Annotated in this window: 20 protein-coding genes and 1 pseudogene; 12 read left to right on the top strand and 9 right to left on the bottom strand. The window is 50.7% G+C overall.

Going from position 1 to position 25,126, the window contains the following annotated elements; all coding sequences use genetic code 11:
• Positions 1–3: 3 nt before the first annotated feature.
• The 7 genes and pseudogenes from hisD to hisIE all read left to right on the top strand — a co-directional run bounded on the left by hisD (position 4) and on the right by hisIE (position 6,202).
• A pseudogene (gene hisD / locus H4F65_RS01260) lies at positions 4–1,331 on the top strand (histidinol dehydrogenase).
• Positions 1,328–2,401, top strand: coding sequence for a histidinol-phosphate transaminase (gene hisC, locus H4F65_RS01255; protein ID WP_010277144.1), 1,074 nt, complete (start codon positions 1,328–1,330; stop codon positions 2,399–2,401). The pseudogene hisD and the gene hisC overlap by 4 nt, the downstream one beginning before the upstream one ends.
• A 15-nt stretch (positions 2,402–2,416) precedes the next feature.
• A complete protein-coding gene (gene hisB, locus H4F65_RS01250) occupies positions 2,417–3,484 on the top strand; it encodes a bifunctional histidinol-phosphatase/imidazoleglycerol-phosphate dehydratase HisB (RefSeq protein ID WP_010277147.1) in 1,068 nt (355 codons plus the stop codon).
• Positions 3,484–4,074 (top strand): imidazole glycerol phosphate synthase subunit HisH, encoded by a 591-nt coding sequence (gene hisH / locus H4F65_RS01245; RefSeq protein ID WP_010277150.1) that lies wholly within the window; start codon positions 3,484–3,486, stop codon positions 4,072–4,074. The genes hisB and hisH overlap by 1 nt, the downstream gene beginning before the upstream one ends.
• A 6-nt stretch (positions 4,075–4,080) precedes the next feature.
• Positions 4,081–4,818 carry a 1-(5-phosphoribosyl)-5-[(5-phosphoribosylamino)methylideneamino]imidazole-4-carboxamide isomerase gene (hisA, locus tag H4F65_RS01240; protein ID WP_005967577.1) on the top strand — a complete coding sequence of 246 codons (738 nt, stop codon included), beginning with the start codon at positions 4,081–4,083 and terminating at the stop codon, positions 4,816–4,818.
• Positions 4,800–5,576 carry an imidazole glycerol phosphate synthase subunit HisF gene (gene hisF / locus H4F65_RS01235; protein ID WP_010277156.1) on the top strand — a complete coding sequence of 259 codons (777 nt, stop codon included), beginning with the start codon at positions 4,800–4,802 and terminating at the stop codon, positions 5,574–5,576. Before hisA ends, hisF begins: the two co-directional genes overlap by 19 nt.
• On the top strand, positions 5,570–6,202 hold the full coding sequence (gene hisIE, locus H4F65_RS01230) for a bifunctional phosphoribosyl-AMP cyclohydrolase/phosphoribosyl-ATP diphosphatase HisIE (protein WP_010277161.1): 633 nt from the start codon (positions 5,570–5,572) through the stop codon (positions 6,200–6,202). Before hisF ends, hisIE begins: the two co-directional genes overlap by 7 nt.
• A 166-nt stretch (positions 6,203–6,368) precedes the next feature.
• On the opposite strand, the gene ihfB is transcribed toward hisIE, so the two are convergent.
• The 5 genes from ihfB to serC form a co-directional block, all read right to left on the bottom strand.
• Positions 6,369–6,653 (bottom strand): integration host factor subunit beta, encoded by a 285-nt coding sequence (ihfB, locus tag H4F65_RS01225; RefSeq protein ID WP_005967571.1) that lies wholly within the window; start codon positions 6,651–6,653, stop codon positions 6,369–6,371.
• 89 nt (positions 6,654–6,742) lie between these two features.
• On the bottom strand, positions 6,743–8,416 hold the full coding sequence (rpsA, locus tag H4F65_RS01220) for a 30S ribosomal protein S1 (protein ID WP_010277167.1): 1,674 nt from the start codon (positions 8,414–8,416) through the stop codon (positions 6,743–6,745).
• A gap of 116 nt (positions 8,417–8,532) precedes the next feature.
• Positions 8,533–9,210 carry a (d)CMP kinase gene (gene cmk / locus H4F65_RS01215; protein WP_010277170.1) on the bottom strand — a complete coding sequence of 226 codons (678 nt, stop codon included), beginning with the start codon at positions 9,208–9,210 and terminating at the stop codon, positions 8,533–8,535.
• A 222-nt stretch (positions 9,211–9,432) separates the two neighbouring features.
• A complete protein-coding gene (gene aroA / locus H4F65_RS01210; protein ID WP_010277172.1) occupies positions 9,433–10,722 on the bottom strand; it encodes a 3-phosphoshikimate 1-carboxyvinyltransferase in 1,290 nt (429 codons plus the stop codon).
• Positions 10,723–10,803: 81 nt separating this feature from the next.
• The gene (gene serC / locus H4F65_RS01205) at positions 10,804–11,889 is read right to left on the bottom strand and encodes a 3-phosphoserine/phosphohydroxythreonine transaminase (protein WP_010277174.1); all 1,086 of its coding nucleotides are present in this window, start codon (positions 11,887–11,889) and stop codon (positions 10,804–10,806) included.
• 329 nt (positions 11,890–12,218) lie between these two features.
• Here serC and ycaO point away from each other — a divergent pair, with 329 nt between their 5' ends.
• The 4 genes from ycaO (at position 12,219) to pflA (ending at position 18,631) form a co-directional block, all read left to right on the top strand.
• On the top strand, positions 12,219–13,982 hold the full coding sequence (gene ycaO, locus H4F65_RS01200) for a 30S ribosomal protein S12 methylthiotransferase accessory factor YcaO (RefSeq protein ID WP_010277176.1): 1,764 nt from the start codon (positions 12,219–12,221) through the stop codon (positions 13,980–13,982).
• Between the two features lie 438 nt (positions 13,983–14,420).
• On the top strand, positions 14,421–15,281 hold the full coding sequence (gene focA / locus H4F65_RS01195) for a formate transporter FocA (protein WP_010277178.1): 861 nt from the start codon (positions 14,421–14,423) through the stop codon (positions 15,279–15,281).
• Positions 15,282–15,338: 57 nt separating this feature from the next.
• The gene (gene pflB, locus H4F65_RS01190) at positions 15,339–17,621 is read left to right on the top strand and encodes a formate C-acetyltransferase (protein ID WP_010277181.1); all 2,283 of its coding nucleotides are present in this window, start codon (positions 15,339–15,341) and stop codon (positions 17,619–17,621) included.
• A 269-nt stretch (positions 17,622–17,890) separates the two neighbouring features.
• Positions 17,891–18,631, top strand: coding sequence for a pyruvate formate lyase 1-activating protein (gene pflA, locus H4F65_RS01185; RefSeq protein WP_010277183.1), 741 nt, complete (start codon positions 17,891–17,893; stop codon positions 18,629–18,631).
• Positions 18,632–18,719: 88 nt separating this feature from the next.
• Here pflA and H4F65_RS01180 read toward each other — a convergent pair whose 3' ends face one another.
• From H4F65_RS01180 to H4F65_RS01170, 3 genes are read right to left on the bottom strand one after another with little or no spacing between them, the layout of a single operon-like run.
• A complete protein-coding gene (locus H4F65_RS01180) occupies positions 18,720–20,288 on the bottom strand; it encodes a hydantoinase/oxoprolinase family protein (protein ID WP_010277184.1) in 1,569 nt (522 codons plus the stop codon).
• Between the two features lie 10 nt (positions 20,289–20,298).
• Positions 20,299–21,408, bottom strand: coding sequence for a DUF917 domain-containing protein (locus H4F65_RS01175; RefSeq protein ID WP_010277186.1), 1,110 nt, complete (start codon positions 21,406–21,408; stop codon positions 20,299–20,301).
• Positions 21,409–21,445: 37 nt separating this feature from the next.
• Complete coding sequence (locus H4F65_RS01170) at positions 21,446–22,750, bottom strand: cytosine permease (RefSeq protein ID WP_010277188.1); 1,305 nt, start codon at positions 22,748–22,750, stop codon at positions 21,446–21,448.
• Between the two features lie 275 nt (positions 22,751–23,025).
• Here H4F65_RS01170 and H4F65_RS01165 point away from each other — a divergent pair, with 275 nt between their 5' ends.
• Positions 23,026–23,967: a LysR family transcriptional regulator gene (locus H4F65_RS01165; protein WP_010277191.1), complete on the top strand. Its 942-nt coding sequence runs from the start codon at positions 23,026–23,028 to the stop codon at positions 23,965–23,967.
• Here the strand turns inward: H4F65_RS01165 and H4F65_RS01160 are convergent.
• Positions 23,953–25,107: an MFS transporter gene (locus H4F65_RS01160; protein WP_010277194.1), complete on the bottom strand. Its 1,155-nt coding sequence runs from the start codon at positions 25,105–25,107 to the stop codon at positions 23,953–23,955. The genes H4F65_RS01165 and H4F65_RS01160 overlap by 15 nt on opposite strands.
• Positions 25,108–25,126 lie beyond the last annotated feature (19 nt).

Genomic DNA, 25,126 nt, shown 5'->3' with positions numbered 1-25,126 from the left:
ACGATGGCTGATAACACCAACAGCACTGGCAGCTTCAGCACGCTCGTTGACTGGCAGCGCTGTTCAGCAGAAGAGCAGCGTCAGCTACTCACTCGTCCGGCCATTTCTGCGTCAGATCGCATTACCGCCATCGTGGGCGATATTCTGGCAAACGTGAAAAGCCGTGGTGATAGCGCGTTGCGTGACTACAGCGCGCAGTTTGATAAGGTTCAGGTGAATGCGATTCGCGTCACCGAGGCTGAGATCGCCGCTGCCTCCGCTCGTCTGGGCGATGACGTCAAACAGGCGATGGCGATCGCCGTGCGTAATATCGAGACATTCCACAACGCGCAAAAACTGCCGGTTGTCGATATCGAAACGCAGCCGGGCGTACGTTGCCAGCAGCTCACTCGCCCTATCGCAACCGTCGGGCTGTATATTCCCGGGGCTCTGCCCCGCTGCCGTCAACCGTGCTGATGTTGGGAACACCTTCGCGCATCGCTGGCTGTGGTCGTGTCGTGCTGTGCTCACCGCCGCCGATTGCCGATGAAATTCTGTATGCCGCGCAGCTCTGTGGCATTAAAGAAGTCTTTCAGCTCGGTGGCGCGCAAGCGATTGCTGCGATGGCATTTGGCACCGAGAGCGTGCCGAAAGTGGATAAGATTTTTGGCCCCGGCAACGCCTATGTGACGGAAGCCAAGCGTCAGGTTAGCCAGCAGCTTGATGGCGCGGCTATTGATATGCCCGCTGGACCATCCGAAGTTCTGGTGATCGCAGACAGCGGCGCGACGCCTGCGTTTGTCGCCTCCGACCTGTTATCACAGGCAGAGCACGGCCCGGACTCACAGGTCATTCTGCTCACGCCAGACGCAGCAATGGCCAAAGCTGTAGCAGACGCCGTTGAAGAGCAGCTCACGCAGCTGTCCCGTGCAGACATCGCGCGTCAGGCGCTTGCCAGCAGCCGCGTCATCGTCGCGCGTGATTTAGCGCAGTGCGTTGAAATCAGCAATCAATATGGCCCAGAGCACCTGATCATCCAGACGCGCGACGCGGAGTCACTGGTTGATAGCATCACCAGCGCGGGTTCAGTCTTCCTTGGCGACTGGTCGCCGGAATCCGCTGGCGACTACGCCTCCGGTACTAATCACGTTCTGCCGACCTATGGCTATACCTCAACTTATTCAAGCCTGGGTCTGGCCGATTTCCAGAAACGAATGACCGTACAGCAGCTCACGCCGCAGGGGTTACTGCAACTGGCACCGACCATAGAAATATTGGCACAGGCCGAACAGCTGACCGCCCACAAGAACGCCGTTACCCTGCGTGTTGCAGCACTGAAGGAGCAAGCATGAGCAGCATTGAAGAACTGGCACGTGCCAACGTCCGTGCGTTGACCCCCTACCAATCTGCCCGTCGTCTGGGCGGTAACGGCGATGTCTGGTTGAATGCTAATGAATATCCTGAAGCACCAGCATTTCAGTTAACGCTGCAAACGCTGAACCGCTACCCAGAATGTCAGCCAGTCACAGTGATCAACCGTTACGCTGAATATGCTGGCGTAACGCCGGAGCAGGTTCTGGTCAGCCGCGGTGCCGACGAAGGTATCGAGCTGCTGATCCGCGCGTTCTGCGAACCGGGGAAAGATGCCATCCTGTTCTGTCCGCCAACCTACGGCATGTACGCCGTCAGCGCTGAGACGTTTGGCGTCGAACGTCGCACCGTAGCCAGTAAATCAGACTGGCAGTTGGATCTTGATGCGATTGAAGCACAGCTAGACGGCACCAAAGTCATTTACGTGTGCAGCCCGAACAACCCGACCGGCAACCTGATTGCACGGGAGGATTTACGTCAGTTGCTCACAATGGCACAGGGCAAAGCGTTGGTCGTTATCGATGAGGCCTACATCGAATTCTGTCCGCAGGCGTCCACCGCAGTCTGGCTGGCTGAGTTTCCTCATTTGGTGATTCTGCGTACTTTGTCCAAAGCCTTTTCACTCGCTGGACTGCGCTGTGGCTTCACGCTGGCAAACCCTGAGGTAATTCAGCTTCTGCTGAAGGTGATTGCCCCTTATCCGCTGTCCACTCCGGTGGCAGATATCGCCGCGCAGGCGCTGAGTCACGAAGGGATCGCCAAAATGAAGGCGAATGTTGAGGAAATTACCTCCGCTCGCCGCTGGCTGAGCGATGCCTTAAAAGACATTCCCTGCATTGAAGAAATCTTCCCCAGCGAGAGCAACTATTTGCTGGTGCGTTTTACCGCTTCTCCTTCTGTATTTAAAACGCTGTGGGATCAGGGCATTATTCTGCGTGACCAAAACAAGCAACCGAGCCTCGCAGGCTGTTTGCGCATTACTATCGGCAACCGCTACGAATGTGAACGCGTTGTTGCTGCATTACAATCATTGCCGGGCATCAACGCTTAATTTTAAGGAGCTCACGTGGGCCAGAAATACCTCTTTATCGACCGTGACGGAACATTGATTGCTGAACCGCCTGAGGATTTTCAGGTTGACCGTCTGGATAAACTGGCGCTGGAACCAGATGTCATCCCTTCGCTGCTGGCACTGCAAAAAGCGGGCTATACGCTGGTGATGATCACCAATCAGGATGGTTTGGGAACCGATAGTTTTCCGCAGGAAACCTTCGATCCACCGCATAACCTGATGATGCAGATTCTGACATCGCAGGGCATTCGGTTTGAGCAAGTGTTGATTTGCCCGCATCTGCCGGCGGATAACTGCACCTGTCGTAAGCCTAAAACCGAACTGGTGACCGCCTATTTGAATAATGGCCTGATGGATGTAGCAAATAGCTACGTCATCGGCGATCGCCAGACCGATATCCAACTGGCACAAAATATGGGCATAACCGGCCTGCTCTACCAACGCGGTGGACTGAACTGGCAAGCCATTACCAACCAACTGACCAAGCGCGACCGTCATGCACACGTCAATCGCGTCACGCGTGAAACCGCGATTGATGTGAACGTCTGGCTGGATCAGGAAGGCGGCAGCAAAATCAACACTGGCGTCGGCTTCTTCGATCACATGCTGGATCAAATCGCCACCCACGGCGGGTTCCGCATGAATATTGAAGTGAAAGGCGACCTGTACATTGACGATCATCACACGGTGGAAGATACCGGTCTGGCACTGGGCGAAGCCCTGAACAAAGCGCTGGGCGACAAACGCGGCATTGGCCGTTTTGGCTTCGTCCTACCGATGGATGAGTGTCTGGCACGCTGCGCGCTGGATATTTCAGGCCGTCCGCATCTGGAATACAAAGCGGAATTCAGCTACCAGCGCGTCGGCGATCTGAGTACGGAAATGGTCGAACACTTCTTCCGCTCACTGTCTTATTCCATGGCCTGTACGCTGCACCTGAAAACCAAAGGGCGCAACGATCATCACCGTGTGGAAAGCCTGTTCAAAGTCTTCGGACGCACGCTGCGTCAGGCCATTCGCGTCGAGGGTGACACGCTGCCGAGCTCGAAAGGAGTGCTCTGATGAAGGTCGTCATTCTTGATACTGGCTGCGCTAACCTCTCTTCGGTGACCTACGCCGTACAGCGGTTGGGATATACGCCCGTTGTGAGCCGTGAGGCCGAGATTGTCCTACAAGCGGACAAGCTGTTTCTGCCGGGTGTTGGCACCGCGCAAGCCGCGATGAATCAACTGGAAGAGCGCGACCTGATTGCGTTGATCAAGGCCTGTACCCAGCCCGTTCTCGGTATTTGCCTCGGCATGCAGTTGCTGGGCACAAACAGCGACGAAAACGGCGGTATCCCCACGCTGGGGATTGTCGATGCACCCGTGAAAAAGATGGTTGACCACGGCTTACCGCTGCCGCATATGGGCTGGAATCAGGTCATTCCGAAGGCCGGACATCGTTTGTTCCGCGATATCGATGACGGTGCCTATTTCTATTTCGTTCACAGCTATGCCATGCCAGTCTGCGAAAACACGATTGCACAAGCCAACTATGGCGAAGCCTTCACCGCTGCGCTGGAAAAAGATAACTTCTTTGGCGTGCAGTTCCACCCTGAGCGTTCGGGTGCTGCGGGCGCGCAGTTGCTGAAAAACTTTCTGGAGATGTAGAACGTCATGATTATTCCCGCTTTAGATCTGATTGATGGACAGGTTGTCCGTCTGCATCAGGGTGATTATGGCCAACAGCGCCAGTACGGCAGCGATCCGCTTCCCCGTTTACAGGATTATCAGCAGCAAGGGGCCGGCGTGCTGCATTTGGTGGATTTGACCGGTGCAAAAGATCCTTCTGCCCGCCAAATCCCCTTGTTAACCACGCTGTTGGCAGGCGTTAGCGTACCGGTTCAAATCGGCGGCGGTATCCGCACCGAACAGGACGTGGAAGCGTTATTAAAAGCCGGTGCCAGCCGTGTCGTCATCGGCTCCACCGCGGTTAAGCAGCCGGAACTCGTTCAGCAATGGTTCACCCGTTACGGTGCAGAAGCGCTGGTGCTGGCACTGGACGTGCGTATTGACGCCAACGGCACGAAGTTCGTCGCCATCAGCGGCTGGCAGGAAAATTCAGACGCCACGCTTGAACAGGTCGTCGAACAATATCTGCCGTTCGGTCTGAAGCATGTACTGTGCACCGACATTTCCCGTGACGGTACGCTGAGCGGTTCCAACGTCGAGCTCTATCGTGAAATCAGCCAGCGCTACCCGCAGATTGCCTTTCAGGCATCCGGCGGCATCGGTAATCTGACGGATATCGCCAATTTACGCGGCAGCGGTGTGCAGGGCGTGATCGTGGGTCGTGCGCTGCTGGAAGGTAAATTCAACGTCGCGGAGGCTATTTCATGCTGGCAAAACGGATAATTCCCTGTCTGGACGTGCGTAACGGCCAGGTCGTCAAAGGCGTACAGTTCCGCAACCACGAAATCATCGGCGACATCGTCCCGCTGGCGCAGCGCTACGCGCAGGAAGGGGCCGATGAGTTAGTCTTTTATGATATCACCGCCTCTTCCGATGGTCGTGTAGTCGATAAAAGCTGGGTATCGCGCGTCGCAGAAGTGATTGATATTCCTTTCTGCGTGGCGGGCGGTATTAAAAGCGTGGAAGAAGCAGGTCAAATCCTCTCTTTCGGCGCGGATAAAATCTCCATCAACTCACCGGCACTGGCCGACCCTGAGCTGATTACTCGCCTGGCCGATCGTTATGGTGTGCAGTGTATCGTCGTCGGGATTGATACCTGGCACGATGCTGCGACGGGCCGCTACCATGTCAATCAGTACACCGGCGATGAAGCGCGCACCAAAGTCACCACCTGGGAAACGCTGGATTGGGTGGAAGAGGTGCAAAAGCGCGGCGCGGGTGAGATTGTCCTGAACATGATGAATCAGGACGGCGTGCGCAACGGCTACGATTTACACCAGTTAAATCTGGTGCGTGATGTCTGTCATGTCCCGCTTATTGCTTCCGGCGGCGCAGGCACCATGGAACATTTTCTGGATGCATTCCAAACCGCCCACGTTGATGGCGCGCTGGCAGCATCGGTGTTTCACAAGCAAATTATTAATATTGGCGAACTGAAACAATATCTTAAGCAACAGGGTGTGGAGATTCGAGTGTGTTAAGCGAAGAGTTCTTTCTAAACGACGAACAACGAAATCAGCTCGATTGGGAAAAAACGGACGGTATGCTGCCAGTTGTCGTGCAACATGCCGTCTCCGGTGAAGTGTTGATGCTGGGCTACATGAATCAGGATGCCTTACAGGCCACAGAAAAGAGCGGCAAAGTTACGTTCTTCTCGCGTACCAAGCAGCGGTTGTGGACAAAAGGCGAATCTTCCGGCCATTTCCTCAATGTCGTCTCTATCACGCCAGACTGCGATAACGACACGCTGCTGATTCTGGTTAATCCTATCGGTCCAACCTGTCATCTGGGCACCAGCAGTTGTTTCTCACCTGCTACCAGCGACTGGACGTTCCTCTATCAGTTAGAGCAACTGCTGGCCGAGCGTAAACATGCTGACCCAGATAGCTCTTACACAGCGCGTCTGTATGCCAGCGGCACCAAGCGCATTGCGCAGAAAGTCGGTGAGGAAGGATTGGAAGCTGCATTAGCCGCTACGGTACACGATCGCGAAGAACTGACCAACGAAGCAGCAGATTTAATGTACCACCTGTTGGTGCTGTTGCAGGATCAGGATTTAGATCTGGCGACCATCATCAACCGCCTGAAAGCGCGTCACAATAAGTAAACCGTTCCCGCGTTCTCAGTCGTTGATAGCGCGGGATAATATATCAATATATCCGATGCCAGATAACCACGTCATAACGACGGAAGTGCGGAGAAGATGATGGTTATAAATGTAAAAAAGCACCCGAGGTGGGTGCTTTTATAAGGCTTGTATTTAAGACTAACGATTAGCCGTAAATATTAGCGCGGTCGCGGAGTTCCTTGCCCGGTTTAAAGTGAGGGACGTACTTACCTTCCAGCTCAACTTTGTCACCCGTTTTCGGATTACGACCTACACGCGGTGCACGGTAGTGAAGTGAAAAACTGCCAAACCCACGGATTTCAATACGGTCGCCTTCGGCTAGCGTAGAAGCCATTTGTTCGAGCATTTCTTTCACTGCATCCTCAACCACTTTGGCTGGGATATGAGATTGCTGTCCAGCAAGCCTTTCAATAAGTTCAGACTTGGTCATAGCTCCTCCAAGTGCGGTTATCAATAACCAGGATAACTGACTACCGTTACAAGAATGAGCAACTTACGTTGCTCATTCCACCGTAGTGATTACTCGCCTTTAGCTGCTTTAAACGCTTCTGCCATCGCGCTGGAGAAATTGTTTTCTTCCGGCTTGTTGTTAACAGTTGCGATTGCATCTTTCTCGTCAGCTTCGTCTTTCGCACGAACAGACAGGCTAACAACGCGGTTTTTACGATCAACACCGGTGTATTTCGCTTCAACGCTGTCGCCAACGCTCAGAACCAGAGTTGCATCTTCAACACGGTCACGTGAAGCGTCAGAAGCACGCAGATAGCCTTCAACACCGTCTGCTAATTCAACTGTAGCACCTTTAGCGTCAACTGCTGTAACTTTACCAGTAACAATAGCACCTTTCTTGTTAACAGACAGGTAGTTATTGAACGGGTCTTCAGCCAGTTGTTTCACGCCCAGGGAGATACGCTCGCGCTCTGCGTCAACCTGCAGAACAACAGCGGCGATTTCATCACCTTTCTTGAATTCGCGAACGGCTTCTTCGCCAGCCACGTTCCAGGAGATGTCGGACAGGTGCACCAGACCATCGATGCCGCCGTCCAGACCGATGAAGATACCAAAGTCAGTGATAGACTTGATTTTACCTTCAACGCGGTCGCCCTTGTTGTGGGTTTCTGCGAACAGCTGCCATGGGTTGGATTTACACTGTTTCAGGCCCAGAGAGATACGACGACGTTCTTCGTCGATGTCCAGAACCATCACTTCCACTACATCACCAACGTTAACAACTTTGGATGGGTGGATGTTTTTGTTGGTCCAGTCCATTTCAGAAACGTGTACCAGACCTTCAACGCCTTCTTCGATTTCAACGAAGCAGCCGTAGTCAGTCAGGTTGGTCACGCGGCCAGTCAGACGCGTGCTTTCTGGGTAACGCTTAGCGATAGCGACCCATGGATCTTCGCCCAGCTGTTTCAGACCCAGAGATACACGAGTACGCTCGCGGTCGAACTTCAGCACTTTAACAGTGATTTCGTCGCCCACATTGACGATTTCGCTTGGGTGTTTAACACGTTTCCAAGCCATATCAGTGATATGCAGCAGGCCATCAACGCCGCCCAGATCAACGAATGCACCGTAGTCAGTAAGGTTCTTAACGATACCTTTAACTTCCATGCCTTCCTGCAGGTTTTCCAGCAGTTGATCGCGCTCAGCGCTGTTTTCAGATTCGATAACTGCACGGCGGGAAACAACAACGTTGTTGCGTTTCTGATCCAGCTTGATAACTTTGAACTCAAGCTCTTTGCCTTCCAGATGCAGCGTATCGCGAACCGGACGAACGTCTACCAGAGAACCTGGCAGGAACGCACGAATGCCGTTCAGCTCAACAGTGAAACCACCTTTAACTTTACCGTTGATAATACCAGTAACAGTTGCAGCTTCTTCGTAGGCTTTTTCCAGCGTCAGCCATGCTTCATGACGTTTAGCTTTTTCGCGAGAAAGCAGCGTTTCACCGAAGCCATCTTCGATAGCGTCCAGAGCAACGTCAACTTCATCACCAACCTGAATTTCCAGTTCGCCCTGTGCGTTCTTGAATTGCTCTACCGGAATGGCAGATTCAGATTTCAGACCGGCGTCAACCAGTACGACATCTTTATCAATAGCAACAACAACACCACGTACGATGGAACCAGGACGGGTTTCGATTTCTTTCAGGGATTCTTCAAAGAGTTGAGCAAAAGATTCAGTCATGTTTGATAATCTTAAGGGTTTCAATTTAACGTCCATCTGGCATCCTGCTCGATGGGGTTGTTTAACATGCCCCGCTGTGCATCCTTACAGCGAGGTAAAAATTCAGTTTTCTGTGATTACGCTAAAATTTCGCGGGCATAAGCCAACGCGCGCGCTATCACTTCATCGATTGTCATTTCCGTTGAATCCAGCACCAACGCATCGGCAGCAGGCACTAACGGCGCAACGGGGCGGCTGCGATCGCGCTCATCCCGTTCTTTTATCTCAGACAAAAGACGTTCAAAGTTAACATTAAAGCCCTTCCCCTGCAACTGTAGCATGCGACGTTGTGCACGTTCTTCCGCACTGGCATCCAAAAAAATCTTCACTGGAGCATCAGGAAAGACGACCGTTCCCATATCTCGGCCATCAGCAATCAACCCCGGAGCCTCGCGAAATGCGCGCTGCCGACGTAATAATGCTTCACGAACGCGAGGGAAAGCTGCGGCCTGAGACGCCGTGTTGCCTACCGCTTCAGTACGAATTTCATGGCTAACGTCTTCACCTTCCAGGATGACTTTTAGTTGCCCGTCTTCTGCAACAAAGCGCACATCAAGATGAGAGGCTAGCGGAACCAGCGCGTCTTCCGAGCCGATATCCACATGGTGGTGTAATGCCGCCAGAGCCAAAACACGATAGATAGCTCCCGAGTCCAGCAGGTTCCATTGTAAAGCCTCAGCCAATGCCTTACACAAAGTACCTTTGCCTGCGCCGCTCGGTCCGTCAACCGTAATTACCGGTGCCATCACCGTCATTTCTCTCTCCTTTAATACTGGGAAGTTCCGCTTATGCCGTTTTATGGCATCACGGAACCTCATTATACGCATCAATACAAAGAAAGGTTACCCCAATGCCAGAATGGCGGGAAAAATAAGGCATTCTCTGAACGCGATGCGCAATTTCAGAAGAAAAACTGAGCGTAGCTTGGGGAAAATCGATAGTGGAAAAAGGCACGGAAGCCGTGCCTTAGAAAGGAATCAAGCCAGCTCGCTAAGACGTGCCAGCTGTTCAAAGTAGTCAGGGAAAGTTTTAGCCGTACATTTCGGATCCAGAATCGTAACTGGCGTATCCGATAGCGCGACCAGCGAGAAACACATCGCCATACGGTGATCGTTGTACGTGCCGATTTCTGCCACTTTCAGCTTGGTCGGCGGCGTAATGCGAATGTAGTCATTACCCTCTTCCACTTCCGCGCCAACTTTACGCAGTTCAATCGCCATTGCCGCCAGACGATCGGTTTCTTTCACGCGCCAGTTGTAGATATTACGCAGCGTAGTGGTACCACCTTGAGCAAAAAGCGCCGCCGTCGCGATAGTCATCGCAGCATCAGGAATGTGATTCATATCCATGTCGATCGCGTGCAGTTCACCGCGTTCGCATTCAATATAATCCTCACCCCAGCGCACGGTTGCACCCATTTTTTCCAGCACATCAGCAAAGCGAATGTCGCCCTGTACGCTTTTACGGCCTACGCCGGTCACACGTACTACACCACCTTTAATCGCCGCCGCGGCCAGGAAGTAAGAAGCCGATGACGCATCGCCTTCCACCAGATAATCACCCGGTGAACGATACTGCTGGCGACCCGTCACGAAAAATCGCTGATAATTCTCGTTACGCACCTCAATACCAAACGCTTTCATCATATGCAGCGTGATATCGATATACGGTTTGGAAACCAGATCGCCCTGAATGCTGATTTGCGTATCCTGCGCGGCCAGAGGCGCAGTCATCAACAGCGCCGTCAGGAACTGGCTTGATACGCTGCCATCTACACTGATTTCGCCGCCCTGAAAACCACCGTGCAGACGAAGCGGTGGGTAGTTTTCCTGCTCCAGATAGTCAATTTTCGCCCCGCCCTGACGCAGCGCATCGACCAGATGCCCGATTGGGCGCTCTTTCATCCGCGGTTCGCCTGTCAGCACAATATCGCCATCGGTCAGACACAGCGCGGCAGCCAGTGGACGCATCGCGGTGCCGGCGTTCCCTAAAAATAGTTCCAGCGGTTGCGATGCCGTAAACGCCCCACCCAGACCGGTAATCTCACACACCGTCCGGTCAGACGACAGGTGGTAGTCCACTCCCAATGCCGTTAGAGCGGTAAGCATATGGCGGACATCGTCACTGTCTAACAGGTTAGTCAGCCGGGTCTTTCCTTCAGCCAAGGCAGCCAGCAACAGCGCACGGTTAGAGACGCTTTTTGAGCCAGGAAGGTTAAGGGTACCGTTAATCAGTTTGATGGGTTGTAGCGTCAGGGATTCCTGCATGTAAAGCCTATTCTTTCAACGTGGACATAAAAACCCCGGAAGGACCGGGGCTGATCAAAATGTATCGAGGGGCGGTCTTAATCAACCGTGGCGACGAGCGAAGTCAGCCATAAATTCCGTCAGCGCTTTCACGCCTTCCAACGGCATCGCATTGTAGATAGAGGCACGCATGCCGCCTACTACGCGATGGCCTTTCAGCGCATGCAGACCCGCAGCGACTGATTCTTCCAGGAAGACTTTATCCAGCGCAGAATCCGCCAGCAGGAATGGCACATTCATGCGAGAACGGTTCGCTACCGCGACGTCATTACGATAGAAATCGTTACCGTCAATCGCGCTATACAATAGGTCGGCTTTCTCCTGGTTACGTTTTTCCATTTCAGCCAGACCGCCGTACTCTTTCAGCCATTTGAAAACCATACCGGAAAGGTACCAGGCAAACGTTGGCGGCGTGTTAAACATGGAGTCATTGTCCGCCAGAACCTGGTAATCCAGAATCGATGGCAGCTCACGGCGCGCCTTGCCCAGCAAATCTTCACGTACGATAACCAGCGTCAGGCCAGCAGGACCGATATTTTTCTGCGCACCGGCATAGATCACGCCGTAACGGCTGACATCAATACGGCGAGACAGGATGCTGGAAGAATAGTCGGCGACCACAATTTTATCGCCAAAGTCCGGCTCTTCTTCGATCGCAATACCGTCGATGGTTTCATTCGGGCAGTAATGCACAAACGCCGCGTCATCAGACAATTTCCATTCACGCATCGGCTTAACGCCGCGCAGTTCGCCCACGCGCGTTTTCACGTCAATCACGTTAGGCGTGCAGTATTTTTCTGCTTCATTGATTGCGCTGTGCGCCCAATATCCACCGTCGATGTAGTCGGCCGTTGAGCGTTCGCCCAGAAGATTTAACGGCACTGCGGCGAACTGCGCACGAGCACCGCCGTGGCAAAAGAGCACTTTGTAGTTAGAGGGGATTTTCAGCAAATCACGCAGATCCTGTTCGGATTCAGCGGCAACCTGCATAAACTCTTTACTGCGGTGGCTGATTTCCATAACCGATGTGCCCAGGCCATTCCAATTACACAATTCCTGTTCAGCACGACGCAGTACTTCAACCGGCAGCATTGCTGGACCGGCGCTAAAATTAAAAATCTGAGTCATTTCCCCTCACCACACCTGAAAAATAGCGGCTCTTTTTATCACCGTTGTTACAAATACCATTTTTATAAACCTGACGGTTATAAAAATACCGCTGTTACAAGATAGTAGTTATAACGGAACGACCGCCATAACCACACTACTTTTACCCTGCTATCGGTTTTATCACTCGTCCATCGCGGCTGCAACGCTTATTGCGCTTTCATTATGCAAAACGGCACGTTACGCAGTCTGTTCTTTTTCACTGTTGCCGATCGGTTATGAATAAATAGAGTCTGAACAGAAAAATCCGTATCATGCCGCTTCCGCTAATCTCGATAAGAGTGAACACCATGACTCAAACGTTTATCCCAGGCAAAGACGCCGCCCTGGAAGATTCCATCGCCCGTTTTCAACAACAGCTCCAGGACCTGGGGTTTAACATCGAAGAAGCGTCATGGCTGAACCCGGTGCCAAACGTCTGGTCTGTCCATATTCGAGACCGCGATTGCCCACTCTGCTTCACTAACGGTAAAGGTGCCAGTAAGAAAGCGGCGCTGGCCTCTGCGTTAGGCGAGTATTTCGAACGTCTGTCCACCAACTATTTCTTTGCTGACTTCTATCTCGGCAAAAGCATCGCTAACGGCGATTTCGTTCACTACCCGAATGAAAAATGGTTCCCTATTCCAGAAGATGATGCGTTGCCGGAAGGGATTCTGGATGCCCGTCTGCACCAGTTTTACGATCCTGAGCAGGAACTGAGCGCCAGCGATCTGATCGATCTGCAATCCGGCAATGCCGACAGAGGCATTTGCGCACTGCCATTTACGCGTCAGTCCGATCAGCAAACGGTCTATATTCCGATGAACATCATTGGTAACCTGTACGTTTCTAACGGGATGTCCGCAGGTAACACCGCCAACGAGGCCCGCGTTCAGGGACTGTCTGAAGTGTTTGAACGCAGCATCAAGAACCGCATCATTGCCGAATCCATCAGCCTGCCAGAAATTCCGCAAGAGGTGCTGAACCGCTACCCAGGCGTGGTCGAAGCGATTGCAACGCTGGAAAAAGAAGGTTTCCCGATTTTCTCTTACGATGCCTCACTGGGCGGGAAATATCCGGTCATCTGCGTGGTGCTGTTTAACCCGGCTAACGGCACCTGCTTTGCCTCCTTCGGCGCACACCCTGACTTCGGCGTGGCGCTGGAGCGTACCGTCACCGAACTGCTGCAAGGTCGTGGCCTGAAAGATTTGGACGTGTTCACCCCACCGACGTTCGATGATGAGGAAGTGGCCGAGCACGCCAATCTGGAAACCCACTTTATCGATTCCAGCGGTCTGATCTCCTGGGATACGTTCAAGAAAACAGCGGATTATGAATTTGCCGATTGGAGCTTTAAAGGGTCAACGGAAGAAGAATTCGCTACGTTGATGGCGATCTTCAAGCAGGAAGATAAAGAAGTCTACATTGCTGACTATGAGCATCTGGCCGTTTATGCCTGCCGCATCATTGTGCCGGGAATGTCCGACATCTACCCTGCCGACGATCTGTTATTGGCTAATAACAGCATGGGCGCTCACCTACGTGACACGCTGCTGGCGCTGCCTGACAGCAAATGGGAGCAAGAAGACTATCTGACTCTGTTGCAACAGTTGGACGACGAAGGGCTGGATGACTTCACCCGCGTACGCGAGCTGCTTGGTATTGCCACTGGCAAAGATAATGGCTGGCTCACTCTGCGCGTTGGCGAATTGAAAGCTATGCTGGCTCTGGCTGGCGGCGATCTGGATCAGGCTCTGACCTGGACAGAGTGGACGCAGGATTTCAATGACTCCGTCTTTACAGCACAGTGCAGCAACTACTACCGTTGCCTGCAAACGCTGCTGTTACTGGCGCAAGAGCCTGAGCGCGATCCGGCAGAATATTACGATGCCTTTACCAAAATGTACGGCAGTGAGACCGTCGATGCCGCTAGCGCTGCTGTTGCTGGCGAAGCGTGCTTCTATGGTCTGTTTGCTGTCGATGACACCTTTGCTTCTTTACCTGCACACCAGTCGCTGCTGGCAGCCTATGAAAAGCTGCAACAGGCGAAACGTCGTTATTGGCAAGCAAAATAATGCCAGAATGATGAAGCCAGCACGCGTCTTATATCGATGAGTGCAACGAGTGTAAATAGTCACCGACAAATAGCCCTTTATTTTAAAGGGCTATTTTATTATCCAAAGGGCAACATTTATTATTCGTCATGCACAATCAGAACATTGTTACTGAATAGTGAAATTTTAATTAAATCACATCGACAAGGTGGTACTGAAATTCTACAAAACGTGATCTTTATTAACGCTAAATCGGTAGGTTTAACGTATATCCTTCAACTCTTTTTATAAAATTTAAAATATTTTTTTATTATAAAATTCAATGCATTAACCACTAAATCACCGTATCCCACCCTGCTTGCTGACCTGTTAATTTCTTGCAATATGATCCACGTCAAATTTTACCGTATACTGCTTTGTTAGTATCTCAACGCTGATAATTTTTAAGAGAGAGTTAGTGTGAAAGCTGACAACCCCTTTACTCTATTACTCCCGGCCGCGATGGCAAAAGTTGCTGAAGACGCCGGAGTCTATAAAGCTACTAAACAACCGTGTACGACGTTTTATTTAGCGATCACAGCGGGTGTGTTTATTTCGATCGCTTTCGTCTTTTATATTACTGCCACCACTGGAACCGCGACGATACCTTTCGGTATCGCGAAATTGATCGGTGGTATCTGTTTCTCCCTTGGCCTTATGTTGGTGGTCGTCTGCGGTGCAGACTTGTTTACCTCAACCGTTCTCATCGTGATTGCCAAAGCCAGTGGACGTATTACCTGGAAGCAACTAGCCTGTAACTGGGCAAATGTCTATGTCGGCAACCTGATTGGCGCGCTTTTCTTCGTTGGACTTATCTGGTTCTCGGGAGAGCATATGGTCGCAAACGGTGCGTGGGGTCTTAACGTCCTGCAAACAGCTGAACACAAACTTGAACACACGTTTGTTGAAGCGCTGTGTCTGGGGATTCTGGCCAATCTGCTGGTTTGTCTGGCCGTGTGGATGAGCTATTCCGGTCGTACGCTTACAGACAAAATGTTTGCCATGATTCTGCCTGTCGCCATGTTCGTTTCCAGCGGCTTTGAGCACAGTATCGCCAACATGTTCATGATTCCTATGGGCATCGTTATCAAAAATTTTGCGGCCCCGGAATTCTGGAATGCCATTGGCATGGTGCCGTCTCAGTTTGAACATTTAACCGTTAGCCACTTCATTACCGATAACCTGATTCCCGTCACCCTAGGGAATATTATCGGCGGCGGCGTAATGGTCGGTTTGACATATTGGGTAATTTATTTGCGCGGTGGAGACAAGCACCACTAAGGTGCAATCGGCCGCAACGTCGGGTTTTAAGAAATCCATATCAAAGGTAGGTGTAAAATGACCGAGCTGAATGAAAAATTGGCCAATGCATGGCAAGGCTTTAGCAAAGGTGAATGGCAGGATAACGTCAACGTTCGCGACTTTATCCAGAAAAACTACACGCCGTATGAAGGTGATGAGTCTTTCCTGGCTGGCGCAACCAAAGCGACCTCAGCGCTGTGGGACAGCGTCATGGAAGGCATCAAACAGGAAAACCGTACTCACGCACCTGTTGATTTTGATACCAATGTTGCTGCAACTATCACGTCTCACGACGCGGGATACATCAACAAAGGTCTGGAAAAAATCGTTGGTCTGCAAACTGACGCTCCGCTGAAACGTGCGTTAATTCCGTTCGGCGGCATCAAAATGGTTGAAGGTTCATGCAAAGTTTACGGTCGTGAACTGGATCCTCAACTGAAAAAAATCTTCACCGAATACCGCAAAACGCACAACCAGGGCGTGTTCGATGTTTACACCCCAGACATCCTGCGTTGTCGTAAATCAGGCGTTCTGACTGGTCTGCCAGATGCCTATGGCCGTGGCCGTATCATCGGTGACTACCGTCGCGTTGCGCTGTACGGTATCGACTACCTGATGAAAGACAAGTTTGCTCAGTTCACTTCTCTGCAATCCAAATTGGAAAACGGCGAAGATCTGGAAGCAACCATCCGTCTGCGTGAAGAAATTGCCGATCAGCATCATGCACTGAGCCAAATTAAAGAAATGGCCGCCAAATATGGCTGTGACATTTCTGGCCCAGCTGCGACAGCTCAGGAAGCCGTGCAGTGGACTTACTTTGGCTACCTGGCTGCGGTGAAATCACAGAATGGTGCGGCAATGTCCTTCGGACGTGTCTCTACCTTCCTAGATATCTACCTTGAGCGCGATCTGGCTGCAGGCAAAATCACTGAGGAAGAAGCTCAGGAAATGATTGACCATCTGGTCATGAAACTGCGCATGGTACGTTTCCTGCGTACACCTGAGTACGATGAGCTGTTCTCTGGTGACCCAATCTGGGCAACAGAATCTCTGGCTGGTATGGGTCTGGATGGTCGTACACTGGTGAGCAAAACCAGCTTCCGCTTCCTGAACACCCTGTACACCATGGGGCCGTCTCCAGAGCCAAACATGACCATTCTGTGGTCTGAAAAACTGCCACAAAGCTTCAAAAACTATGCGGCTAAAGTCTCCATCGATACCTCTTCTCTGCAATATGAGAATGACGATCTGATGCGTCCGGACTTTAACAACGATGACTACGCGATTGCTTGCTGCGTAAGCCCAATGATCGTTGGCAAACAAATGCAGTTCTTCGGTGCTCGTGCAAACCTGGCGAAAACCATGCTGTACGCGATTAACGGCGGAGTGGACGAAAAACTGAAAATGCAGGTTGGTCCTAAATCAGAACCAATCAAAGGCGATGTTCTGGACTTCGACGAAGTGATGGATCGTATGGATCACTTCATGGATTGGTTGGCGAAACAATACGTCACCGCCCTGAACATCATCCACTACATGCATGACAAATATAGCTACGAAGCGTCGCTGATGGCACTGCATGATCGTGACGTGTTCCGTACCATGGCGTGTGGTATCGCAGGTCTGTCTGTTGCTGCTGACTCCCTGTCTGCCATCAAATACGCCAAAGTTAAACCGGTTCGTGATGAAGATGGTCTGGCTATCGACTTTGATATCGAAGGCGAATATCCGCAGTTCGGTAACAACGATGCTCGCGTAGATGAACTGGCTTGTGACCTGGTTGAACGTTTTATGAAGAAAATTCAGAAACTGAATACCTACCGTGGTGCAACACCAACACAGTCTGTTCTGACCATCACCTCTAACGTGGTATATGGTAAAAAAACGGGTAACACACCAGATGGTCGCCGTGCAGGTGCTCCATTCGGACCAGGTGCGAACCCAATGCACGGTCGTGACCAGAAAGGCGCAGTGGCTTCTCTGACTTCCGTTGCTAAACTGCCGTTTGCTTACGCGAAAGATGGTATTTCTTATACCTTCTCCATCGTACCTAACGCGTTAGGTAAAGATGACAACGTGCGTAAAGCTAACCTTGCCGGCCTGATGGATGGTTACTTCCACCACGAAGCCAGCATCGAAGGCGGTCAGCACCTGAACGTCAACGTCATGAACCGTGAAATGCTGCTTGATGCGATGGAAAATCCGGAGAAATATCCGCAGTTGACTATCCGTGTATCTGGCTACGCAGTGCGTTTCAACTCACTGACGAAAGAACAGCAACAAGACGTCATCACTCGTACTTTCACCCAGTCAATGTAATTTCCATGACTGTCTGAAAAGGCGTAAAATAAAGGCTCCACGTCAGTGGGGCCTTTTTCTCACTCTCGCTTGTCGTTCAGGTTGTTAGCCTGTTTTGCCAGCCCGCTATGTTGCCCTCATCATGTGGATGGCTCGCAAAACAGATTCGACGCAGCATCTGTCACACGGTGTTTTTCTGTCAGGAATTCTTGTCAGATCGATACTTGCTTTCTTATGACTGCGCTCATAAAGACCGCTATTGTTCGGTCAAATTTGGAGAAAACCTCGCAATGTCACTTATCGGTCGCATCCACTCCTTTGAATCCTGTGGCACTGTCGATGGCCCAGGCATCCGTTTCATCATCTTCTTTCAGGGCTGCCTGATGCGCTGCCTGTATTGCCATAACCGTGATACCTGGGATACGCACGGCGGTAAAGAAGTGACGGTTGAAGAACTCATGAAAGAAGTCGTGACCTACCGCCACTTTATGAATGCATCCGGCGGCGGCGTAACGGCATCCGGCGGCGAGGCTATTCTCCAGGCCGAATTTGTGCGCGACTGGTTCCGTGCCTGCAAGGCTGAAGGCATCAATACCTGTCTAGACACCAATGGGTTCGTACGTCGTTACGATCCCGTCATTGACGAACTATTGGACGTCAGCGATTTAGTGATGCTCGACCTGAAGCAAATGAATGACGACATACACCAGAATTTAGTTGGCGTATCCAATCACCGTACTCTGGATTTCGCTCGCTATCTGGCAAAGCGCAACCAGCGTACCTGGATACGTTATGTGGTCGTACCCGGCTGGTCTGACGATGATGCGTCCGCGCACAAGCTGGGCGAATTCACCAAAGATATGACGAACATCGAGAAAATTGAGCTTCTCCCCTACCATGAACTTGGGAAACACAAGTGGATTGCAATGGGTGAAGAGTACAAATTAGACGGCGTTAAACCACCGAAGGCCGATACGATGGATCGCGTTAAATCGATTCTTGAAAGCTACGGTCACAAGGTCATGTACTAACCCCTGACGTTTTCTGAAAAATAGCGCGCTCACGGCGCGCTATTTGCATTTTAGCGGGTAGATATCACAGCAGTGTTCATACGCTGCGCTAAACCAAACTCCCTGCCGCCTTGATTTTCACCTGTACCGCATTCCCCGGTAGATACGCCAACGGGATTTCCTGATAATCGATAATTTCAACGCTGCCAGGCCTAGCGCCCATCTCTTCAGCAAACAAAATGGTTTGCTGCTGCAATTCGTTTTTTACCTTTTCACGATCGTTATCTGGCATTTTAACCACACGTTCGATCTGTGCGCCCACAGCCCCTAACGCCACACCCACCGCATTGGCCGCATCAAAATTATGCGGACGCATGACCTGGCTAACACCGGATAAAACGTCAGGCAGCAAAATACTGCCGCCGCCTACAAGCACTGCGGGAATGGCCGCGCTTGACGACTTAATACGGTCGATAGCACTTTCCACTTTCTCAATCATCTGGCGATAAGCCTGCTGGCAAAATGCATTATCCAGTTCGGGCAGCGGATGAGGAAGAGCCGTCATCCATCGTTCACGATGAAGTTGCAGCATGATATCGCTGAGCGTTAGCGTCTCACCGCCAAAGCTGACGCCCTGTTCAAGCAGGCGATAACCGACACTATCCGGCCCAAGAGTAAGTTTTCCATCCTGAGACTGCCGCACGCAGGTTCCACCGCCAATGCCGATAGAAATAATGTCTGGCATTCTGAAATTCGTCCGCACATCGCCGACTTCAACGGCGATTGCCGATTCACGTGGGAAGCCATTCACCAGGACGCCAATATCGGTCGTCGTGCCGCCGACATCGATAATCAGCGCATTATCCAATCCCGAAAGGTGGCATGCTCCACGAATCGAGTTCGTTGGCCCACAGGCCATCGTCAGAATGGGATATTGCTTCACCATGCTCTCGGACATCAATGTGCCATCGTTTTGCCCGAAGAACGGCGTAGCTTTAATACCGTGCCGAACTAGCGCTTGCGTAAAGCCGTTAACAAAGCGGTTCGCGGTACTTTGCAACGATGCATTCAGGATGGTCGCGTTTTCCCTTTCCAGTAATCCCGTGCTGCCTATCCGGTGGGATAACGACAGGGTGACATCCGGTAATGCCGCATTCACCCACTGTGCAACCTGCAGTTCCTGCTCATTATTTACGGGAGAAAATACGCCACAGATAGCCACGCTATCGACATGCCCGCGCATCTTGTCACAAACCGCGAGCACTTCATCCCGCAGTACGGGATGAATCTCTCGACCATCAAATTCATAGCCACCATGAATCTGGTAGAAATGCTCGCCTAACGCCCTTTGCCACTCGTCATCCCAGCCACACAGCGGTGGGACGCTATCGCTACTTGGCAGGCTCAGGCGCAGTAACCCGACGCGATCCAGCCCTTTCCGCTCAACAATCGCATTGGTACATTGGGTTGTGCCCAACATCGCATAGCGAATATGCTGCGGAGCGATGCCAGACTGCGCCAATACCTCAGCAATCACCCGTTCGATGCCGCTGTAGATATCCAGGCTGGTAGGAAATTTGGCCGTCGCGACGCAGCGCAGGTTCGCATCTAAAATTGCCGCATCCGTGTTGGTGCCGCCGACATCAATCCCGAGTCGGTAATCATTTTTATGTAACATCGGGAAAGCCTCAGCGATTCGCAAGCAGTTCTATCGGTACATACTGCACCGGATAACCGAAATACTCCGGCCCCGCAACGTCAATCCCTTTTGGTGTTCGCCACTTGTCATTGCACGGATAGGCAATCACATCAACTCGCTGCCCATAACGTAAATGTTCCGTGATGATCGGACGTCCGGTTTCACTATCAACTATGGAGATTAAATCAGGCACAACGGCCAGCAGATTATCCTGCGTAGGTTCTGCCGTCTGTGAAGAACGATAAGCCAGCAGGAGCTCATTCTGGAAAAGCACCGTAAACGATTCGCCTTTGTCGCTCCCCATGCCATCCAGCACGACTTTGCCCCGAGCAAAACCGCCCGTTGTGCGCCGTGCTACATCAACAATTTTGCCAGATGCAACGATATGACCATTCAAAACCGTCAGTAGGGACTGTACCGGATGGCTGCCTGACTGGTGAGCCTGGCGCAGTGTTCTCCCGATATCCTGTGCCAGCGTCAGCGTCCCATTGATAGCGCTACGCTTAAGTTGGCTACCAAGTAAGGGGTAATCGCACATCGCGCAAGCGGCTCCCATTTGTTCCGAGATCATTCTGGCTAAACGTTCAGACCACATACCGTCAATAGGATTTAAGGTAACGGTGTTTCCCTTTTCATCGGCTAACGTATTTGGTGCAGAGGGTAAACCATCGAGAAAAAAGGTCACCATCTGCGCTTCGGGGAAGGCTCTCCCCATCGCATCACAGTCGATAACAGGTAAACCTTTTGCAGCCGCAACGACAAACGGCATTAGCGAATTGATACCGCCGACTTCGATGGGAAAGGTCGCCGTAATAGGTCGCTCAAGCGCCTTTTCCATCGCGTCAAATGCCCGCACGAATTGGCTCGCTGACATGATCTTTTCTACAACAACCGTTGTTGCACCAATCATGCTGCAAGGCACAAATATATCGTCATCTTTAATTTCATCTAAATCGAATATAGGTACCTTATCCGCATTTTTTAATGCGTGTTTTGCCATTAAAGAACCTACATACGGATCGCCGCCGCCCCCTGTACCGAGAACAGCGGCCCCTAGTGCTATATCATCAATTGTTTGTGCATTAATATAACGAGACATACCTTACCCAAGATCTCGTGTTATCTGTGTAACACGTTCAATCTGCCAATTGAGGAAAAATTTTATGTATGCCGATATACATCGCCATACTTACAATTACGCCATCCAGGGCAGAGATCGAGCTTATCGTAAATAAATCGAAAAAATCGGGTGAGGTCAACAGGCTCACAATACTACCGAGTGACCAAGATATAGCTGCCGCCACATTCAAGAATGATGCCTCTGATACATTTTTCTGCAAACGAGAGGATCTAATAAAATAATATTCGACGAGGTAGACACCTGCGATAGGAGAAATCAGTACACCGAGTAGTGACAAGAATTGAGTAAAGTTATTAATCATACCGTTGTAGGCTAACAGCAAACCGACAATAGCCATTAGCACAACTAATACTGGCCGAGATAACGTACGAATAACAACAGATAGCCCCAATGACGCAGAGACCAGGTTGGTACTATTGGTCGTCCATTGTGCAAAAATAAGTACAACAATGGCAGACATACCCAAACCGATACTGAAGAACACTTCAACGAGATCCTCTGTACCAACCAGATGAGTCAGAATGAGTGCAACTACTATCGTTGAGCTATTGCCTAAAAAGAATCCTAAACCAGCGCCGAGAAGCGCATCTTTGCGTGTTTTGGCATAGCGGGCAATATCCGGTGACATCACAGCAGAGACTATCCAGATAGAAACAACGTAAGAGATAGCACTTCCCATACTAATTGGCGTTTTAATTATCGGGATCGGTATTTCGGGATGACTACTTGCGGCTAAAACTAAACCTGTAATTATCAATATCAGCATTAATGGCACGCTGAATATACTCAGTTTGCCTAATGCCCTGACACCCCAAATAGCGGTAGAGGTCATCAGTACCATACCGAAGACCAAAATAGGGAAACGTCCGGGTTCTAATTCATAATGTAGCAATGCTTTTTGCAGCATTACGCCAAAAAAATCGAGTTGAAAAGCAAACCAGCCAATCAATGATACAGCAGAGAAAATGCCGATTATTTTTCCACCAAGACGTCCAAAAACGGAAATACTGAGCAGAGTTGTGGATAATCCGCATCCATAGCCGACATTAGCACATAATGCTGCCAACACACCTAAAAAGGCAGAGCCGATAAGCGTGGCACTAACTGCCTGAGAAAAAGGTAACCCGCCACTTAAGAAAGCGCCAAGAAATAGGCCCGAAATGTCAATTCCCATTGCCAGCCATATTAAAGCGATAACATACCAGCTTTTTCTAGCTTCAGCAGGAACACGTTCGTATTCGTAATCATAAATTTGCCGCCCCTGTTGTTCTTTTTCAGGTACAGCATTCCCTTGAGACATAACCCCTCCATTAAATAAGCAGCAAATAATTATTGTATCGTTGTGATATTTTATAGAGGTTGCCTGACGGCGTATAGAACAATGGTGCCGTCAGCAAGCTAACAACACCATTATGCTTTATGAGAGACCCTGATGTGACGCATAAAACCACGATTTTTTGTGGTGACCACATCAGTGATGTGGCGTGACAACAAGATAAATGGGTTTCATATCGATTAATACAGATATATTTTGATGTTAACATTCAGATATGTAATGTATGCGAAGGACATGCTATGCGTTTAGATAAACTGGAGATTCGCTGGTTAAAGCTTTTTTGTAAAATTGTTGAAAAACAAGGCATTACTAACGCACAAGCTTCAACAGGCTTAAGCCAGCCCGTGTTGAGTCACTATCTGTCTCGTCTGGAGGATACGCTCGGGTTAGTCTTGTGTGAACGAGGACGTGGAGGATTTGCTCTCACAACGGAAGGCGAAGTGGTCTATCAGGAAGCCAAATCAGTTATTGCTACGCTGGATGACTTTGCAAATCGATTAGCAAGGATCAAGCATCAGCTCATTGGTGAAGCTCGTATTGGCTGTTTGGATAACACTGTTACTCACCCTGCTAAAGTTATCTCTAACGCGATTGGAAAACTGTATGTCCAAAGCCCTGACGTTGCCGTTGAGCTGGAAATCGGTGATTACACTCCGCTGATGGAACGTTTAAAAAATGGACATATCGACATTATTCTGAGCGTCTTACCGGACGATGTCCCACCAGACATCTATTTTCAGCCTGTTTTTGTTGAAAAAAGCTATTTTTATTCCACATCCGAAAATGCGGCAAGAATAGAAAAAGAATGGCGTGACGGAACACTTAACCCGAACAGATTGCTCATTGGCGGTCATGCATTACACGAGATTAGTAAACAGTTAGGCCCGGTAGCAAAGAAAGGCTTGCAAAATACCGCCTGGAACGTAGAAGGCAGCTTACTGCTCTTACTGGCTGGCACACATATCGGTTTTCTTCCAGATCACTATGCCGCCAAATGGGTTGAGAATGGGCAGCTCACAGCAATTTCACCGGAAAAACTCATGCTAACCAGCATATTTTATCTGGTGCGAAACGCGAAGCAGCGCCTTAGCCCAGTGGCCGAAGCGCTGTGGAATAACATGGTAGAAGCTGGACAAAGTTCGCTGGCCAGCCTCGATGTCGTTAGCTCAAGCAGCAGCTAATGGCGTTGGGTGGTGATCGGCCTTTCTGAGCAACATCATCAGGTAGATCATGGCAACAATCGCGATCAGCACAAACAGCAATCGATCGGAGTAGCTCTGCATCAATACCGCAGCAACGCTTGGTCCGCACAGACTGCCAAGCGTATAGCTGAGGAGCAACGCCTGATTCATCGCGACCAGTTCGTCAGGGCGCACTTTTTCACATGCCCAAGACATGGCAACGGGATACAGCGTAAACCCTGCACATCCCAGTAGGAACAGCGATGGAGCCATGGCATAGTGGCTAATGCTTAACATAGCAATGCAGCCAATAATCACCACAAAGACTAATACCCGCAGAACCAGCAATCGGCCATAACGATCGGCCATCCGTCCAACAGGCCATTGCCCGATAATCCCGGAGCTGATCAGCAGCGCCATCCAGTATCCAACTTGCGCATCATTCATTCCCTGATGGGAGAGATACAGCGGCATCAGACCATACAGCGACCCTAAAATTGCGCCAGAAATAATACAGCCGTGTACGCCTAAACGGGCACTGCGGTACGTCAGCATTTTCCACATGTTGACATGCTTTTCTTGCTGCTCTGGCGGCATAGGGAGACGAGTAAACAGTAGCGGCAATACGGCCAAAATAACTAACGCGACCATCCACGGCAGCACGTTCAGCAATGCGCTCGGCAATATGCCAAGCAGGAGCTGTCCCACTACGCTACCGAGGTAATAGGCAATCATATAGGCAGCCAGCAGTTGCCCTCTCTGCGTCGAGGTTCCGCTACATAGTAAAGCGCTTTCAACCACGACCCAGATTAATGCACAGCCGATTCCGGCAAGGAAACGCCAGAACAACCAGCTACCGATATCCGCAGAAATACCGAGGCCAACGATCGCGATACCAAATAATAAAGCCGCGAAATAATAGCTACGGTTAAATCCATAAAGTTTGATTAACTTACCGGCTAATAACGTACCAACTAGATTGCCGCCGAAGTAGGATGACCCAACAAGGCCAACCTGCCAGACAGGAAGAGATTGATAACTCAGCCACAGTGGTACCAGGGTATTTAATACCGCAATACAAACCGTCAGCAGCAAAAGTCCGCAGAGCAATAACAGCACTGGGCGGGAATAAGCAGACATAGCGAAGTGGATAACCAAA

Origin of the sequence: Pectobacterium brasiliense (assembly GCF_016950255.1) — a bacterium.
Classification (GTDB): domain Bacteria; phylum Pseudomonadota; class Gammaproteobacteria; order Enterobacterales; family Enterobacteriaceae; genus Pectobacterium; species Pectobacterium brasiliense.
The sequence above is the reverse complement of the archived record's forward strand: the minus strand, read 5'-3'. Positions and strand labels throughout refer to the sequence as shown.